Raw genomic sequence first — 17,609 nt, 5'->3', positions numbered from 1 at the left:
AAGTGATAGCCGAAACCATCTTTCAATTTTCTCTTATGCAAGAGAAAATGTTATCCGGTATTAGCTCCGGTTTCCCGGAGTTATCCCAGTCTTACAGGCAGGTTGCCCACGTGTTACTCACCCGTCCGCCGCTAACGTCATAGAAGCAAGCTTCTAATCAGTTCGCTCGACTTGCATGTATTAGGCACGCCGCCAGCGTTCATCCTGAGCCAGGATCAAACTCTCCGAAGAAATGTTTGACTTGCTCATAAAAGTTTAAAAAATTAACGTTGACGTTTGTCGCTTTGTTCAGTTTTCAAAGAACTCTTTTTTCATGTCGCTCAAAAGCGACCTCTATAATATAACAAGTTTTGAGCTTGTTGTCAACAACTTTTTAACACTTTAATTTAAGAGCTCGTTGCTGACTTTTTATATACTACCAGATTCTTTTTGATAATACAAGCTTTTCTATAAAAAATAAAAGGTTTTGACATTCCTGTCAAAACCTTTTGCCTATTTACTCATTTTCAGGTGATTCTTCACTGGTAACGTCTAGTTCTGAGTCGACTTCTTCGTCAAGCTCCTCATCTTCTTCAGATGTTTGAACTTTTGCTACAGTAGAAACAAACTCACTATCTCCTAAACGAATCACTTTAACGCCTTGAGTGTTCCTTCCCATTTGAGAAATTCCAGAGACAGACAGACGAATTAATACACCGCTGACTGTAATCACCATAATCTCCTCTCCAGATGTTACACACTTCAATGCGACTACATCACCATTTTTATCTGTAATATTACATGTCCTTAGACCTTTACCGCCTCGAGTCTGTATGCGGTATTCATTAGCTGGTGTTCTCTTACCATATCCATTCTTTGTAATAATTAAGATATCTGATTCTTCTTCAAGAATCTCCATCCCAATTACTTCATCTTCTGAATCAAGAGTAATTCCTTTTACACCAGTTGCTGTTCTCCCCATTGAACGGACATCATTCTCATTAAAGCGAATCAACATACCATTTTTAGTACCAATAACCATATCACGTTTACCATCTGTTAGTTTTACAGAGATTAACTCATCCTCTTCTCGTAAACTTAATGCAATTAAGCCACTATTACGGATGTTTTCAAAAGAAGATAATGGGGTACGTTTTGAAATACCTTGTTTTGTTGTAAAGAATAAATACCAGTCATCAACGAACTCATCAACTCGAATAATAGCATTGACCCATTCACCTTTATCTACTTCTAATAAGTTAATAATAGGGAGCCCTTTAGCAGTTCTTCCGTACTCAGGAATTTCATATCCTTTTGTTTTGTATACTTTACCTTTATTCGTAAAGAATAAAATTGTATCGTGTGTAGAAGTTGTTAAAAGATGTTCAACAAAATCATCTTCATTGGTATTCATTCCTTGAATACCACGCCCCCCACGCTTCTGACTCTTATAAGTAGATACAGGTAATCGTTTAATATATCCGTTATGTGTTAAGCTAATAACAATATCTTGTCGCGGAATAAGATCTTCATCTTCAATAACTTCAGAACCACCCACTATAATTTCTGTACGACGCCCATCATTAAAGCGATCTTTAACTTCTATTAATTCCTCACGAATAATTCCCAACACTTTTTCATTATCTGCTAGAATCGCTTTTAATTCAGCAATTAAAGCTAGTAAAGATTGATACTCAGCTTCAATTTTCTCACGCTCTAACCCAGTAAGCTTTTGCAAACGCATATCTAAAATAGCCTGTGCCTGCTTTTCACTTAGTGAGAATTGTGTCATTAATCCTTCTCTAGCAATATCGGTTGTCTGAGAAGCTCTAATTAATGCAATAACCGCATCGAGATTATCTAAAGCAATCTTTAAGCCTTCTAAAATATGAGCACGTGCTTCTGCTTTTCTTAACTCAAATTCAGTACGTCTGCGAATAACAACAACTTGATGGTCTAAGTAATACTGTAGACACTGTTTTAAGTTTAAAACCTTCGGCTGCCCTTCCACTAAAGCAAGCATATTAATACCAAAACTTGTTTGTAAAGATGTTTGTTTATATAAGTTATTTAGTAAGACATTGGCATTTGCATCTCTTCGAACTTCGATTACAATACGCATACCAGAGCGATCTGATTCATCGCGTAAATCTGTAATACCTTCAATCTTTTTATCTCTAGCAAGTTCTGCAATCTTTTCAATCAACTTCGCTTTATTTACTTGATATGGAAGCTCATTAACGATAATCGTTTGTTTTCCATTTGATTGTTCTTCAATTTCTACTTTTGCACGAATAATAATAGAGCCTTTTCCTGTTTCATAAGCTCTACGAATTCCACTAATACCTAAGATTTGACCTGCGGTTGGAAAGTCTGGGCCCGGTATGATTTCCATTAATTCTGGAATTGTAATATCTTGATTTTTACTAACAGCTAGTACACCATCAATAACTTCTCCGAGTTGATGGGGTGGAATATTTGTTGCCATACCTACCGCAATACCCGCTGAGCCGTTTACAAGTAAGTTAGGAAACCTAGCTGGTAGTACAACCGGCTCTCGCTCAGATCCATCATAGTTATCTTGATAATCAATCGTATCTTTGTTGATATCTCTTAATAACTCCATAGAGATTTTGGACATTCTTGCTTCTGTATAACGCATCGCTGCTGCTGAATCACCATCGATAGAACCAAAGTTACCATGACCATCTACAAGCATATTGCGATAGCTGAAGTCTTGAGCCATACGCACCATTGTTTCATAGACAGCTGAGTCACCATGAGGATGGTACTTACCTATAACTTCCCCTACGATACGAGCTGATTTTTTAAATGGTTTATCCGAAGTCATACCTAAGTCATTCATCGCATATAGAATACGACGATGAACAGGTTTTAAGCCATCACGTACATCTGGAAGCGCACGTGAAACAATAACGCTCATTGCATAATCTAAAAACGAAGAACGCATTTCTTGGCTAATGTTTACTTCTTTAATTTGAGAGTTTGGTTTATCTGACATCGATAAGAACCTCCTTCACGAAGTTCAGTATAGTAGTTCACATATGTAAACGCAGGATAGAAATCCCTCTACCCTGCCATTTAACATTCTTTTTAATTCTAAAAAATATCTTGTTTAGATATCTAAATTCTTAACGTATTTTGCATTTTCTTCAATGAAGTTACGGCGTGGTTCAACCTTGTCCCCCATTAAAATTTCAAATGTTTCATCTGCTTCAATCGCATCCTGTAAGTTAACTTGTAGAAGCGTACGCGTATCTGGATCCATTGTTGTTTCCCACAGCTGCTCTGGATTCATCTCCCCTAGACCTTTATAACGCTGTAGGTTAGGTTTAGATCCTTCTGAGAACGTTGGCAGGAGCTCTTCTAGCTGTTTATCGTTATACGCATATTCTACGCGTTTCCCTTGTGAGATCTTATATAATGGCGGCTGTGCAATGTAAACATAACCGGACTCAATAATTTGTCTCATGTAGCGATAGAAGAATGTTAATAACAGCGTACGAATATGAGCTCCATCGACATCAGCATCTGTCATAATTACAAGTTTGTGATAACGTGCCTTAGAAATATCAAAATCTTCTCCAATACCTGTACCTAATGCCGTGATAATTGTACGAATCTCGTTATTAGATAAAATTTTATCTAGTCTTGCTTTTTCAACGTTAATAATTTTACCACGCAAAGGTAGGATAGCTTGGAAATGACGACTACGCCCTTGTTTAGCAGAACCACCTGCAGAATCACCCTCTACAATGTACAATTCACTGATGGAAGGATCCTTTGAAGAGCAATCTGCTAATTTACCAGGTAGATTTGAGATCTCCAATGCGCTTTTTCTTCTTGTTAATTCTCTTGCTTTTTTAGCTGCCATTCGAGCACGTGCTGCCATAACACCTTTTTCAACAATTTTCTTAGCTACTACTGGATTTTCTAGTAGGTAAGTTTCAAAGTGCTCTGCAAATACAGAATCAGTAATAGTTCTTGCTTCACTATTCCCTAATTTTGTTTTTGTTTGACCTTCAAATTGAGGGTCTGGATGTTTAATTGAAATGATTGCAGTAATTCCCTCACGTACATCTTCACCTGTAAGGTTTGTATCGCTATCTTTAAACACATTGTTCTTACGTGCATAATCATTAATAGCACGTGTTAAAGCTGTTTTAAAGCCGGCTTCATGTGTACCACCTTCATAGGTATGAATGTTATTTGCAAAAGAATACAGATTGCTTGTATAGCTATCATTGTATTGAATAGCAATCTCAACTGAAATACTGTCGCGATTTCCCTCAATATAGATTGGCTCTTCATGTACAACTTCTTTTGAACGATTTAAATGTTCAACATATGATTTAATACCACCTTCATAATGGTATTCACGCACTTTGTTTTCTTCACGTTTATCTTCAATCGTAATTTTAATTCCACGATTTAAGAAAGCCAATTCACGTAATCGGTTTGCCAATGTATCAAAATCATACTCTAACGTTTCGTTAAAAATTTCACCGTCTGGCTGAAAGTGGATAACTGTACCAGTTTTATCAGTTTCACCAGTTACTTCTAAATCTGCTACGGGAACACCTCGTTCAAATTTTTGATAATGTACTTTCCCGTCTCGGTGTACATTTACTTCTAGGTAAGTGGAAAGCGCATTTACAACAGATGCTCCTACACCGTGTAGACCACCTGAAACTTTATATCCGCCACCGCCAAATTTACCGCCAGCGTGAAGAACGGTTAAGATAACTTCAACAGCAGGTCGTCCCATTTTTTCATGCATACCAACAGGAATTCCACGCCCATTATCTTTAACTGTGATGCTATTATCTTTCTCAATTATGACATTGATTTCATCACAATAACCAGCTAACGCTTCATCGATACTATTATCAACAATTTCCCATACGAGGTGGTGTAAACCCTTAGCACTCGTAGAGCCGATATACATTCCCGGACGTTTTCGTACTGCTTCTAATCCTTCTAACACTTGTATTTGGTCAGCATCATATGATTGCTTTTCTTTTTGTTCCATTGCCAAATGTATCACCTACACTTTTCATTAACAGCGAACTGTTTATAATTGTATTCTTTTTAACGTATCTTAAATAATTGAATGGAAACCACTTAGGAGCTTCAGACAAGCAAAACTCATCTTTCGTATTTTTGAGGGTAAGCTTTAAAACATTAGACTTAAAACTATAATGATATCATACTTTGTTAAAATTAACGTTGAAAAGCTATCAGTATGAAAAAACTATTTAATTTTTTGTATGACCCCAGCCTCTACCTCAAACGTAGCGGCTTTGTCTAAAGTTTCATGATGAATTCCTTCAATACTGGTGGTTGTCACAAATGTTTGAACCTTTCCCTGTATCGTGTTTAACAAGTGAGACTGACGGAAATCATCAAGCTCAGATAAAACATCGTCTAGTAATAAAATGGGATACTCGCCAATCTCTTGATTAATTAGCTCAATCTCCGCCAATTTTAAAGACAAAGCCGTTGTACGCTGTTGCCCTTGGGACCCAAAGGTTTGAACATCTTTTTCATTGACGTAAAATAGCAGGTCATCTCGGTGAGGACCAATTAAGGTAACGCCTCTATCAATTTCTCTACTCTTTATTTTATCAAATTTTTCATGATATGCTTCTATCATTTTCGACAAATCTGCATCTTCTGATACATCAATCGAATTTTTATACTCGATACGCAGATTTTCAAGCCCTCTGCTAATGCCAAAATGAATGGGTTCTGCCCATTTTTGCAAAAGCTGCAAAAATTCAAATCGCTTTTTTAAAATACGAGCTGCTACTTCTGTAAGCTGAGCAGTTAAGATATCAAGCAAAGATAGGTCAGATTGCTTTCGTGTTTGAAGTTGTTTTAAATATTGATTCCTGTGCTGTAAAACTTTTTGATATTTGCTTAAGTCATGCATGTATACAGGGGAAACTTGGCCAATCTCCATATCAATAAACCTTCTCCGCACTTGGGGACTACCCTTCACCAGATTCAAATCCTCAGGAGCAAACATAACCGTATTCATAGCACCAATGTATTGACTTAACTTTTGTTGCTCAATGTAATTATATTTTGCTTTTTTACCTTTTGTTGAAATGATTAAATCCAACGTCACAGGACCGCGCTCTTTTTCTACAACACCAGAAATCTTTGCAAATTCACTTTCCCATTTGATCAATTCTTTATCGTTGGAGGTACGATGTGACTTTGCCATTGATAAAACAAAGATTGATTCCATAATGTTTGTTTTCCCTTGCGCATTTTCTCCTAGAATGACATTTACTTTGTTTTCAAAAGCAACCGTTGTTTTTTCATAATTACGATAGTTTGTTAACGCAAGTTCTTTAATGTACAAACCATTCACCAACTCTTAAGATATAATGATAAACTCACCCATATCTGGGATTATTACTTCATCGCCTGGATATAGCTTTCGACCACGGCGTTCCTCTAACTCACCGTTCACATAAACTTCATGCTCACTTAAAAACCATTTCACCATTCCACCAGTCTGAATAACATCAGCTAGTTTTAAAAACTGACCTAATGTAATATGTTCCGTTGAAATCTGAATTTCTGTTGTCATCATATTCCGCTCACTTCCCTAATTATTTTATCTATCATTATTCTACTAAATAATTGTCCTTGAGAAAAGAAAGCTACTAGAAACAACCTAGTAGCTTTCAACATCAATATGTTCTAACCGGCAGAATTAGCTGTAGCATTGAGTCATTCTCTAATGTTCGAATAACAAATGGACGCATTGCTCCGGTAAAGTTAATTTTAATATCTGTACCTTCAAGGGCTTTTAATGCATCAAGCATATACTTTGCACTAAACGAAATCTTTAAATCTTCTCCCACAATTGATTCACTTTGAACTTCTTCAATAACTTTACCGATTTCTGGAGAATTTGATGAGATTTCAATAATCCCGTCTGGTAAAGTTGATAGTTTTACTACGTTATTACGTCCTTCTCTCGCTAAAAGCGAAGCACGATCAATAGACTGAAGAAACTCTTTAACGTTTAAAACAACGTCTGTCTTACTGTCAGCTGGGATAAGACGAGAAGTATCTGGGTAATTCCCATCTAGTAGACGTGAGAAGAACAGAAGATGTTTCGTTTTAAATAAAACTTGATTTTCAGTCATAACAATATCAACCAGTTCATTGGAATCATCTAGAATTTTACTAAATTCATTTAAACTTTTTCCTGGAATAACAACATTATAAGAAACATCATGTTCAGATTGAATATTTGCTTTACGCAAGGCTAAACGGTGGCTATCTGTTGCAATACACGTTAGTGCTTTGCCTTCCACTTTCCAGTTTACACCTGTCAAGATAGGGCGTGTTTCTGAGGTGGACACAGCAAAGACAGTTTGTCGAATCATGTTTTTAAGTAAATCTGTAGGAATTCTAAATACGTTATTTTCTTCGATTTGTGGTAGATGTGGATACTCTTCAGCATCTAAACCATTTAAATTAAACTCTGCTTTTCCAGAACGAATAATTGTTAAAAACAAATTTTGAACATCTAGCTCTACAACTTCTTTTGGCAATTTCTTTACGATTTCACTGAAGAAACGAGCAGGTAAAACGACACTTCCTGTCTTCTCTATTTCTACAATTTCTTTTCCATCTTCTTCTTTTGGGATGAATGATTCAATGGAGATATCAGAGTCGCTTCCAGTAAGAGTCACTCCTTCTTCTGTTGTAACAATTTTAATTCCTGTCAAAATAGGGATCGTTGTCCGAGATGAAACAGCCTTCATTACATCTTGAACACTTTGAACTAGGTAGTCTTTTTGAATTTTAAATTTCATGAAATCCTTCCTCCTTTTTATTTTAAAAGTCGGTTTAAACAGCTTATTTATTTATTATAAAAAAGGTAGTAGTAGTAATAGGGCGTGTGGAAATGTGGATAACCCCTTAAAACGCCAGTACACAGCCTATCCACCTGTGGACAGACTGTGTACAATCCTATCTCACTTATACACAAAAAACAAGAGAAAAAATTAGATCTTTAAAGAGTCACTGATTTCTTTAATATGTTTTTGGAGCTGTGAATCAGTTTGAACCAACTTTGAAATCTTTTCATGAGCATGGATAACCGTGGTGTGGTCTCTTCCCCCAAATTCTTCGCCAATCTTTGGTAATGAGAAGTCTGTGAGCTCACGAGATAGATACATTGCAATCTGTCTTGGAAATGCTACAGATTTTGTTCGTTTCTTGGCTTTGAAGTCTTCAAGTTTTACATTAAACTGCTGTCCGACTATTTGTTGGATATCTTGAATGGTAATAATTTTTGGCTTTGAACTCGGAATAATATCTTTTAAAGCTTCAGCAGCCAAGTCTGCATTGATATCTTTATTAATTAATGAGGAGTATGCTACTACACGGATTAAAGCACCCTCTAATTCACGGATGTTTGAGTCGATTTGATTAGCAATATAAAGCATTACTTCATTAGGAATTACTAACCCATCAGCTTTTGCTTTTTTACGTAAAATAGCAATCCTCGTTTCAAGATCTGGTGGCGTAATGTCTGTAATCAAACCCCATTCAAACCTAGAGCGAAGACGATCTTCTAAAGTTGGTATCTCTTTTGGTGGTCTATCGCTTGAAATAACAATTTGTTTACTTTCTTCATGTAACGTATTAAACGTATGGAAAAATTCTTCTTGAGTTTGTTCTTTACCAGCTAAAAATTGAATATCATCTATAAGTAAAACGTCGACATTTCTATACTTATTACGAAACTCCACCGCTTTGTTGTCACGAATTGAGTTAATAAATTCATTGGTGAATTTCTCAGAAGATAGGTATACAACTTTTGCATCTGGATTATGATCAAGCACATAGTGACCTATTGCGTGCATGAGGTGGGTTTTTCCAAGCCCTACTCCCCCATAAATAAAAAGTGGATTGTAAGCTTTGGCTGGTGCTTCTGCAACTGCTAAGGAAGCAGCATGAGCAAAGCGGTTACCAGAACCAATAACAAAAGTATCAAACGTGTATTTGGAATTAAGCATACTTTGTGGGAATTCGTGTCCATCTTCTTTGCTTACATTCTTTTTAGGAGGAGTTAAATCAAACTCTTCTTCAGATTGATTTAAAGGGATAATAAATTTTACATCTAGTTCTTCCCCGGTCAAATCGTACAATGTTTCAGCAATTAAGTTAGAATACCTAGACTCTAGCCAATCTCTGGCAAAGTCATTGGGCGCTGTGATAATAAGTGTATCACCTTGTAGAGCGTGAGCTTTTGTTGATTTTAACCATGTTTCAAAACTTGGTTTACTCAACTTCTTTTCAATTTCAGCTAATGCTCCGTTCCATAAATCATGAATATTTTCCAAAGAAGTCAGCCTCCTTTTCCATTAAAATAACGACTTGTACAAGTTTTGTACAAGTAACAAAAACGTTTATGCATAAAAAGTTTATATTTATTCAATTGCTATTATGTGGGTAAATATATATTATAGAAGAAAAGCAACTATTCGACATATTCCACATGTTGTGGATAACAGTTCATAACAAGGGTGGAAAACATGTCCACAACTTTTCCACAATATGTGGATAACAATGATATGTGGAAAAGTAATTAAGAGTGAAAACAAAAATATAATATCAAAGAATAACGGTTGTTGCAACGGATTTTCGAAACTTATCCACAATCACTACACCTTGTGGAGTAAAGTTTTCCACAACACAAGATGATGTGTACCACTTGTAGATAAGCAAAGTGGATTGTTAAATTTGTCGAAAAAACTTATCCACAGTACAAAAAACGACTTTTTATGAATAAAATCTTAGAAAAATGTCGTAGTTTTGTTTAAGGGGTTAAAAATGAGGAAGAGATTGAGTTAATCGGTAGTTTAAGTAGAGATAGAGATCTGTCTATAAAAAAGAAGAAGGAAAGTATCGATTTTCTATGGACAAGTAGACGGCAACAATATTACAATGGAGAAGATTTTAAGAAGAATGTTGAGAAGGATTTAGAAAAAGCATTTATTATTTTATAAATAACATTGCAATTTCTACTTATTTTCATTATAATTGTTAGGACTGTCTTTTTCAGTTATTCCTCGAGGAGGTGTTTATAGATGAAAAGAACTTACCAACCAAACAGACGTAAGCGTAGCAAGGTACACGGTTTCCGCTCTCGTATGAGCTCAGCAAACGGACGTAAAGTTTTAGCTCGTCGTCGTCGTAAAGGAAGAAAAGTATTATCAGCATAATAGACCACTGAGACGTCAGTGGTCTTTTTTTCACTTAATGGACAAGTTTGCCTCTAATCCTTTATGGAATTCATGGTGGAAACGTGCCTGAAAAAGGGTAGGAGTGTTAAAATGAAAAAAAAATACCGGATCAAGAAAAATGAAGAGTTTCAAAAGGTTTTTCAAAAAGGACATTCATTTGCGAACCGTCAATTTGTTATATATGTACTAGATCAACCAGAACTTCAGCATTTCCGTGTGGGTTTTTCCGTCGGTAAAAAAATTGGAAACGCTGTTACTCGAAATCGAGTGAAGCGACTAGCTCGTCAGGTCATGTTTGAAATTGCACCATATCTCAAACAAGATAAAGACTATATTGTGATAGCTAGAAAGCCAGCAGCAGAGATGGAATATGAAGAAGTTAAAAAAAGTTTACAGCATGTGTTTAAAAGAGCAAAGCTTTATCAGCATAGGCTCAATAGTTCACGAACTGAGGAAAAGAACTCACAATAAATGTTGTTTTTCTACTATATCCTTATATAATGGTGTTTGACAAACTCTCAGTTTTGGGAGTTGGAACTTATTAAAGGAGGAGCAAAGGTGAGAAAGAAAGTTTTACTAGGAATTACACTTGCCTTTCTTTTGACGGTTTTGGCTGGATGTACGGAAATTAATCAGCCGATTACTGCTGATAGCAAAGGTTTTTGGAATGAGTATGTCGTTTATCCGCTTTCTATGGTAATTGTATACTTTGCGAATTTACTTGGTAGCTACGGTTTTTCCATCGTCATTGTTACTATTCTAATTCGATTATTAATTTTACCTTTAATGGTTAAACAAATGAAAAATACAAAAGCAATGCAGGTTTTGCAACCTGAAATGCAAAAGTTAAAGGAAAAGTATAGCTCAAAAGATGCAAAAACTCAGCAAAAGTTACAGCAAGAGACGATGCAGCTTTTCCAAAAGTACAATGTAAACCCTTTAGCAGGTTGTTTTCCAATCTTAATTCAGATGCCTATTTTAATTGGTATCTTCCATGCTATTACTAGAACGGAAGAGATTGCAAATAACAGCTTTTTATGGTTTGATTTAGGGTCACGTGATCCGTATTTTGCATTACCAATCATTGCGGGTATTACAACATTTATTCAGCAGAAAATGATGATGGCAGGAAATGCAAATCAGAATCCTCAAATGGCAATGCTTCTATGGTTAATGCCAATCATGATTGTAGTCTTTGCAATTAACTTTCCGGCAGCTCTATCATTATACTGGGTTGTGGGAAATATCTTTATGATTGTACAGACGTACTTTATCAAAGGACCAGACTTAAAAGCAGGTTCTCCTGCCTCTCAAGGAGCTAAAAAATGAAAGATATAACGGTAACAGCTCCAACTGTTGAGGAAGCCGTCAATCAAGCTCTTTCAAAATTAAATATTTCAAAAGAAAAAGCAGAGATTACCATTATTGAACAAGGTAAGAAAGGTTTTTTAGGAATTTTTAAAGGGAAGCCTTTTGTTGTTCATGTAAAGAAAATAATAGATCCTGTTGAAGAAGCTGTAGCATATATTAACGATGTGACAGCGCAAATGGGAATTGAAACAGCAATTGAAGTGAAAAAAACCTCAAGACAATGTGAAATTCATATTTCAAGCTCTTCAATTGGTCTATTAATCGGTAAGCGTGGACAAACGATTAACGCGCTCCAGCTTTTAACACAACTGGTAGCAAACCGTTATAGCAAACATTATTTTAAAATTACTTTGAATGCAGAGAATTACCGTGAGAGAAGAGAAGAAACGCTGGTTCAGTTAGCAGAAAAAATGGCCCATCAAGTACTACGTACAAATCGATCAGTGCAGTTGGAAACTATGCCTGCACATGAGCGAAAAGTTATTCATCAAGCACTTGCTAAGAATAAAAAAGTAGAGACTTTATCTGTTGGAGAAGAACCAAAGCGATGTGTACTCATGCGTCCTGCACATTCAGTCTTTAAAAGTACTAATCACAAGTGATTAGTACTTTTTTTATGTTTAAAAAAACAAAAACGAAAGATAGCAATTGTTATTCACATGTGGATAAGTTAAAATAATACGTACTGTTTATTTTGAGATTGTGCATAACTACTATTCATTTTTTTATTGATTGAATTGTGGTATCCTAGTTAGTTGATTGCCTTAATTTTAATAAGGCATGTTTTTGTTTTTATAAAAATGTGAACGATAGTAAAAAATCGTTTTAATAATAGTATAACTAGTCCAAAGGGATGAGGTGAAACTCAAATGTTAGATTTTGATACTATTGCTGCAATTTCTACTCCAATGGGAGAAGGAGCAATTGCGATTGTAAGATTAAGTGGAGAAGAAGCGGTAAGTATTGCAGATCGTATTTTTAAGAGTGTTTCAAATAAAAGCTTAAATGAAGTACCTTCTCATACCATTCATTATGGTCATATCGTTGATCCTAAAAATGGACAAACGATTGAAGAGGTGATGCTTTCTATTATGAAAGGCCCTAAAACGTTTACGAGAGAAGACATTATTGAGATTAACTGCCATGGTGGAATTGTTTCAGTTAATCGTGTGTTACAGCTTGTTTTGGCAAATGGTGCACGCCTGGCAGAACCAGGAGAGTTTACCAAACGTGCTTTTTTAAATGGTCGTATTGATTTATCACAGGCGGAAGCTGTTATGGATTTAATTCGTGCTAAAACAGATAAAGCGATGAATGTAGCGATTGGACAGATGGAAGGTCGACTTTCTAATTTAATCCGCCGTTTACGTCAAGAAATCCTTGAAACGCTTGCTCATGTGGAAGTAAATATTGATTATCCTGAATATGATGATGTGGAAGAAATGACACATCGTGTATTAATTGAAAAAGCTACTCGAGTTCGAAATGAGATTGATAATCTTCTACAAACATCTCAGCAAGGTAAAATTTTGCGTGAAGGGTTAGCAACAGTGATTGTAGGTCGTCCAAACGTTGGAAAATCTTCGCTATTGAATAGCTTAGTTCAAGACACTAAGGCAATTGTAACGGACATTCCTGGAACTACCCGCGATGTAATTGAGGAATATGTCAATGTTCGTGGTGTACCTCTACGACTAGTAGATACAGCTGGAATTCGTGAAACAGAAGATATTGTTGAGCGAATTGGAGTAGAGCGTTCAAGACAATATTTAAAAGAAGCGGATTTAATCTTACTTGTTCTCAATTACAATGAGGAATTAACAGCTGAAGATCGTAAGCTGTTTGAAGCAGTTAAAGGAATGGACTACATTGTCATTGTTAATAAGACAGACTTAGAACAAAAGTTAGATATGGAAGAAGTAAAAAATCTTGCTGGAAGTCGTTCAGTTGTCACAACTTCCTTGTTGCAAGAACAAGGGATTTCAGAGCTAGAAGAAGCTATTTCTTCTTTGTTCTTTACGGGAACAATTGAATCACAAGATTTAACGTATTTATCAAACACAAGACATATTGCATTATTAGCACAAGCTCAAAACGCAATCAATGAAGCAATTGAAGGTATTGAAAGCGGAATTCCAATTGATATTGTTCAAATTGATTTAACAAGAACGTGGGAGCTCCTTGGAGAAATTATTGGTGATGCTGTACATGAAAGTTTAATTGATCAGTTATTTTCTCAATTTTGTCTTGGAAAATAAAAAATTGTTAAAAGGAGGTTATTCTTATGCATTATGAAGGTGGACAATATGATGTGATTGTTGTTGGAGCTGGCCATGCCGGGTGTGAAGCTGCACTAGCATCTGCAAGAATGGGCGCAAAAACACTAGCTTTAACAATTAATTTAGATATGGTTGCATTCATGCCGTGTAATCCATCTGTAGGTGGTCCGGCAAAAGGAATTGTAGTAAGAGAGATTGATGCACTTGGTGGAGAAATGGGACGAAATATTGATAAAACGCACATTCAAATGAGAATGTTGAATACAGGTAAAGGTCCCGCTGTACGAGCTTTACGAGCACAAGCAGATAAATTCGCTTATCAACATGAAATGAAAAAAACACTTGAAAATGAAAAGAATCTAACACTTGTTCAAGGGATGGTTGAAAAATTAATCGTTGAAGATGGTGTTTGTACAGGAGTAGTGACACAAACAGGAGCGGAATATAAAGCAAAAACAGTTGTTATTACAACGGGTACGTTCCTTCGTGGAGAAATTATTTTAGGGGAACTGAAGTATTCAAGTGGTCCTAATAATCAACAGCCGGCTATTAAGTTATCGGAACACTTAGAAGAGATTGGTTTAGAGATGGTACGCTTTAAAACGGGTACTCCTCCGCGTGTTAACAGCCAGACGATTGATTACAGTAAAACGGAGATTCAGCCTGGTGATGATTTGCCACGCGCTTTTTCATATGAAACAACACAATTTATTATGGATCAACTACCTTGTTGGTTAACATATACAAGTGAAACAACTCATCAAATTATTGACGATAACCTTCACTTATCACCGATGTATTCTGGAATGATTAAAGGGACAGGTCCACGTTATTGTCCTTCAATTGAAGATAAGGTTGTTCGCTTTAATGATAAACCACGCCATCAAATTTTCTTAGAGCCTGAAGGCCGCCACACTCAAGAAGTTTATGTACAAGGTTTATCAACAAGCTTACCAGAACATGTTCAACGTAAGATGCTTGAAACAATTCCTGGGTTAGAAAAAGCTCAGTTAATGCGTGCTGGTTATGCGATTGAGTACGATGCTATTGTACCAACACAACTATGGCCAACATTAGAAACAAAACAAGTGAAAAACCTTTATACAGCAGGTCAAATTAATGGAACATCTGGTTATGAAGAAGCGGCGGGTCAGGGTCTGCTTGCTGGTATTAATGCTGGTTGTCGCGCTTTAGGTAAGGAAGAGCTAATTTTAGGTCGAGCAGATGCTTACATTGGGGTTTTAATCGATGATTTAGTAACAAAGGGTACAAATGAACCTTATCGTTTATTAACATCACGCGCAGAATATCGTTTACTTCTCCGCCATGATAATGCAGATTTACGCTTAACGGATGTTGGATATAAAATCGGTCTAATTAGCGAAGAGCGCTATGCTTCGTTCCAAGCTAAAAAGGCAGAGATTGAAGCTGAAAAAAATCGTCTGCATGCTGCAATCATTAAGCCGAATGAACACGTACAAAGCGTAATTAGAAGCGCAGGTGGTAGTGAATTAAAAGACGGTATTCGTGCCCTTGAGCTGCTAAGAAGACCAGAGATGACATATGATCATATTGGCCAACTTGTCCCTGCAGAAACGGAAATTCATCCAGAAGTAGCTGAGCAGGTTGAAATTCAAACGAAGTATGAAGGTTATATCCAAAAATCATTGCAGCAAGTCGAACGTTTGAAGAAATTAGAAAACAAAAAAATTCCGGATTTAATTGATTATGACGCTATTCATGGTTTAGCTAACGAAGCGCGTCAGAAATTAAAAGAAGTACGGCCTCTAACAGTAGCCCAAGCATCACGTATTTCCGGAGTTAACCCAGCAGATATTTCAATTCTTCTGGTTTATATCGAACAAGGTAAAATTGCAAAAGTTTCAAACGACTAATCTATTTGTAAAAGAAAGGGTAACGCGATGAATATTTCACAGTTTCAACAGTTGCTAGAGGAGAAAGGAATTACTCTTTCTTCCGCTCAGCTGGATCAATTTGAACGTTACTATAAAATTCTCGTTGAGTGGAATGAAAAAATGAACTTAACAGCTATTACAGAACATGGTGAAGTGTATGAAAAGCATTTCTATGATTCTGTATCAGCAGCTTTCTTTCAAGATTTTCATTCTATTGAGAGTGTTTGTGATGTAGGAGCGGGTGCTGGTTTTCCAAGTATTCCATTAAAAATCTGCTTCCCTCATCTTCACGTTACAATTGTGGACTCGTTAAAAAAACGAATTACATTTTTAACACATTTAACGGAAGAGCTAGGTCTTGAAAATGTGTCACTTTATCATGATCGAGCAGAGGAGTTTGGAAAAAAAGCAGGAATTCGTGAATCTTTTGACTTAGTAACAGCTAGAGCTGTAGCGCGTATTTCAGTTTTAAATGAATTCTGCCTACCTCTTGTAAAGGAAAACGGTCGATTCATTGCAATGAAGGGATCTTCTGCACCTGATGAATTAAAAAATGGTGAAAAATCTTTTAAAGTGTTAGGTGGAAAAGTGCAAAAAATTGAACATTTCCAGTTGCCATTTGAACAAAGCGAGCGTTATATTGTTTTAGTAGACAAAGTAACAAAAACGCCAAAGAAATATCCAAGAAAACCAGGAATGCCTATTAAATCACCACTCGAATAAGTGGGACAAAAGGCACTCTAATGTAAAGAATGTTTCTTAAGAAACATTCTTTACATTAACATTTTCCTAGAGCAAAGAAGGATATTAACGACAAATATCGAATTAGTTTTAAGGCGGGATTTTCCTGAAGGTGGTGTAGGATTATGAAATCTGCTTTTTCACGTTTTTTTAATTTAAAAGAAAAAGATGAAGCTATCTCGGTAGCCTCAGAAAAACCTCAAATTGAAAATGTCGAAAAAGTTTTAAAAGATGAAGTAAAGCAAATTTTGGTTTCAAGTATTACTCCCAATCGCTATCAGCCACGTACGGTTTTTAATCAATCTAAAATAGAAGAGCTGGCACTTACTATTCATACACATGGTATTATACAACCAATTGTTGTTCGACCAGTCGGTGATAATGAGTATGAGTTAATTGCTGGTGAGCGTCGCTGGCGAGCAGTTCAGTCACTTGGTTGGGAAAGAGTTCCTGCTATTATAAAAGATTTTAATGATACTGAGACAGCGTCAGTAGCATTAATTGAAAATTTACAAAGAGAAGAGTTAACGGCGATTGAAGAGGCATTAGCCTATGCGAAATTATTAGAGTTACATAATCTTACGCAAGAAGCGCTTGCTCAGCGACTAGGCAAAGGCCAATCAACGATTGCGAATAAACTTCGATTATTAAAACTTCCTTCTCTTGTACAAGACGCTATTAAACAAAAACTAATTACAGAAAGACATGCACGAGCACTTATTCCTCTTAAAAATGAAGAAAAGCAACTTCAGCTTTTGAATGACATTATAGAGGGTAAGCTTAATGTTAAACAAACGGAAGAACGTGTAGCTAAATTATTAGAAACACAGGTGAAAAAGCCACGGGCAAAACGAAAAGCATTTAGTAAAGATACTCGTATTGCTATGAACACAATTCGTCAGTCTTTAACAATGGTTAATGATAGTGGAATTAAGCTGAATACAGAAGAAGAGGAATTTGAGGAGTACTATCAGTTTACGATTAAAATTCCAAAGAAATAAAGATTAAAATAATCCTCA

The 17,609-nt window shown here is 36.0% G+C and carries 14 protein-coding genes and 1 rRNA gene (1 of these 15 only partly in view); 8 read left to right on the top strand and 7 right to left on the bottom strand.

Annotated features, from left to right (window positions below):
- From LZP85_RS19280 to dnaA, 7 genes are all read right to left on the bottom strand, one after another.
- Window positions 1-231 (bottom strand): 16S ribosomal RNA (locus tag LZP85_RS19280) (it extends 1,322 nt beyond the left edge of the window).
- Window positions 232-496: 265 nt separating this feature from the next.
- The gene (gene gyrA / locus LZP85_RS19275; protein WP_234561893.1) at window positions 497-3,001 is read right to left on the bottom strand and encodes a DNA gyrase subunit A; all 2,505 of its coding nucleotides are present in this window, start codon (window positions 2,999-3,001) and stop codon (window positions 497-499) included.
- A gap of 114 nt (window positions 3,002-3,115) precedes the next feature.
- The gene (gene gyrB / locus LZP85_RS19270) at window positions 3,116-5,032 is read right to left on the bottom strand and encodes a DNA topoisomerase (ATP-hydrolyzing) subunit B (protein ID WP_025907865.1); all 1,917 of its coding nucleotides are present in this window, start codon (window positions 5,030-5,032) and stop codon (window positions 3,116-3,118) included.
- Window positions 5,033-5,254: 222 nt separating this feature from the next.
- Entirely contained in the window at window positions 5,255-6,373 is a 1,119-nt protein-coding gene (recF, locus tag LZP85_RS19265) for a DNA replication/repair protein RecF (RefSeq protein WP_061785903.1), read from the bottom strand.
- Window positions 6,374-6,388: 15 nt separating this feature from the next.
- Window positions 6,389-6,604 carry a S4 domain-containing protein YaaA gene (yaaA, locus tag LZP85_RS19260; protein ID WP_025907867.1) on the bottom strand — a complete coding sequence of 72 codons (216 nt, stop codon included), beginning with the start codon at window positions 6,602-6,604 and terminating at the stop codon, window positions 6,389-6,391.
- Window positions 6,605-6,707: 103 nt separating this feature from the next.
- The gene (dnaN, locus tag LZP85_RS19255) at window positions 6,708-7,844 is read right to left on the bottom strand and encodes a DNA polymerase III subunit beta (protein ID WP_076513570.1); all 1,137 of its coding nucleotides are present in this window, start codon (window positions 7,842-7,844) and stop codon (window positions 6,708-6,710) included.
- Window positions 7,845-8,036: 192 nt separating this feature from the next.
- Window positions 8,037-9,380, bottom strand: a complete 1,344-nt coding sequence (gene dnaA, locus LZP85_RS19250) for a chromosomal replication initiator protein DnaA (RefSeq protein WP_025907869.1) — start codon at window positions 9,378-9,380, stop codon at window positions 8,037-8,039.
- 747 nt (window positions 9,381-10,127) lie between these two features.
- On the opposite strand from dnaA, the gene rpmH reads away from it, so the two are divergent.
- From rpmH to noc, 8 genes are all read left to right on the top strand, one after another.
- Complete coding sequence (gene rpmH / locus LZP85_RS19245; RefSeq protein ID WP_025907870.1) at window positions 10,128-10,262, top strand: 50S ribosomal protein L34; 135 nt, start codon at window positions 10,128-10,130, stop codon at window positions 10,260-10,262.
- A gap of 111 nt (window positions 10,263-10,373) precedes the next feature.
- The gene (gene rnpA / locus LZP85_RS19240) at window positions 10,374-10,754 is read left to right on the top strand and encodes a ribonuclease P protein component (protein WP_025907871.1); all 381 of its coding nucleotides are present in this window, start codon (window positions 10,374-10,376) and stop codon (window positions 10,752-10,754) included.
- 87 nt (window positions 10,755-10,841) lie between these two features.
- A complete protein-coding gene (gene spoIIIJ, locus LZP85_RS19235; RefSeq protein WP_061785901.1) occupies window positions 10,842-11,612 on the top strand; it encodes a YidC family membrane integrase SpoIIIJ in 771 nt (256 codons plus the stop codon).
- A complete protein-coding gene (gene jag / locus LZP85_RS19230) occupies window positions 11,609-12,256 on the top strand; it encodes an RNA-binding cell elongation regulator Jag/EloR (RefSeq protein WP_025907873.1) in 648 nt (215 codons plus the stop codon). The genes spoIIIJ and jag overlap by 4 nt, the downstream gene beginning before the upstream one ends.
- A gap of 267 nt (window positions 12,257-12,523) precedes the next feature.
- The gene (gene mnmE, locus LZP85_RS19225) at window positions 12,524-13,912 is read left to right on the top strand and encodes a tRNA uridine-5-carboxymethylaminomethyl(34) synthesis GTPase MnmE (RefSeq protein ID WP_100346522.1); all 1,389 of its coding nucleotides are present in this window, start codon (window positions 12,524-12,526) and stop codon (window positions 13,910-13,912) included.
- A gap of 26 nt (window positions 13,913-13,938) precedes the next feature.
- On the top strand, window positions 13,939-15,828 hold the full coding sequence (gene mnmG / locus LZP85_RS19220; protein ID WP_234561891.1) for a tRNA uridine-5-carboxymethylaminomethyl(34) synthesis enzyme MnmG: 1,890 nt from the start codon (window positions 13,939-13,941) through the stop codon (window positions 15,826-15,828).
- Window positions 15,829-15,855: 27 nt separating this feature from the next.
- Window positions 15,856-16,572 (top strand): 16S rRNA (guanine(527)-N(7))-methyltransferase RsmG, encoded by a 717-nt coding sequence (gene rsmG, locus LZP85_RS19215; RefSeq protein WP_234561889.1) that lies wholly within the window; start codon window positions 15,856-15,858, stop codon window positions 16,570-16,572.
- A gap of 143 nt (window positions 16,573-16,715) precedes the next feature.
- The gene (gene noc, locus LZP85_RS19210; RefSeq protein WP_025907877.1) at window positions 16,716-17,591 is read left to right on the top strand and encodes a nucleoid occlusion protein; all 876 of its coding nucleotides are present in this window, start codon (window positions 16,716-16,718) and stop codon (window positions 17,589-17,591) included.
- The last annotated feature ends 18 nt before the right edge of the window (window positions 17,592-17,609 follow it).

This window comes from Priestia flexa (genome assembly GCF_021441905.1).
Lineage (GTDB): Bacteria > Bacillota > Bacilli > Bacillales > Bacillaceae_H > Priestia > Priestia flexa.
This window is presented reverse-complemented; position numbering and strand designations above follow the sequence as displayed.

Bases quoted from the DNA above. Each gene is read 5' to 3' on its own strand.
- rnpA (WP_025907871.1), top strand. From the start codon at position 10,374: ATGAAAAAAAAATACCGGATCAAGAAAAATGAAGAGTTTCAAAAGGTT.
- rpmH (WP_025907870.1), top strand. From the start codon at position 10,128: ATGAAAAGAACTTACCAACCAAACAGACGTAAGCGTAGCAAGGTACAC.
- mnmG (WP_234561891.1), top strand. From the start codon at position 13,939: ATGCATTATGAAGGTGGACAATATGATGTGATTGTTGTTGGAGCTGGC.
- noc (WP_025907877.1), top strand. From the start codon at position 16,716: ATGAAATCTGCTTTTTCACGTTTTTTTAATTTAAAAGAAAAAGATGAA.
- yaaA (WP_025907867.1), bottom strand. From the start codon at position 6,604: ATGACAACAGAAATTCAGATTTCAACGGAACATATTACATTAGGTCAG.
- mnmE (WP_100346522.1), top strand. From the start codon at position 12,524: ATGTTAGATTTTGATACTATTGCTGCAATTTCTACTCCAATGGGAGAA.
- gyrB (WP_025907865.1), bottom strand. From the start codon at position 5,032: ATGGAACAAAAAGAAAAGCAATCATATGATGCTGACCAAATACAAGTG.
- dnaN (WP_076513570.1), bottom strand. From the start codon at position 7,844: ATGAAATTTAAAATTCAAAAAGACTACCTAGTTCAAAGTGTTCAAGAT.
- gyrA (WP_234561893.1), bottom strand. From the start codon at position 3,001: ATGTCAGATAAACCAAACTCTCAAATTAAAGAAGTAAACATTAGCCAA.
- jag (WP_025907873.1), top strand. From the start codon at position 11,609: ATGAAAGATATAACGGTAACAGCTCCAACTGTTGAGGAAGCCGTCAAT.
- rsmG (WP_234561889.1), top strand. From the start codon at position 15,856: ATGAATATTTCACAGTTTCAACAGTTGCTAGAGGAGAAAGGAATTACT.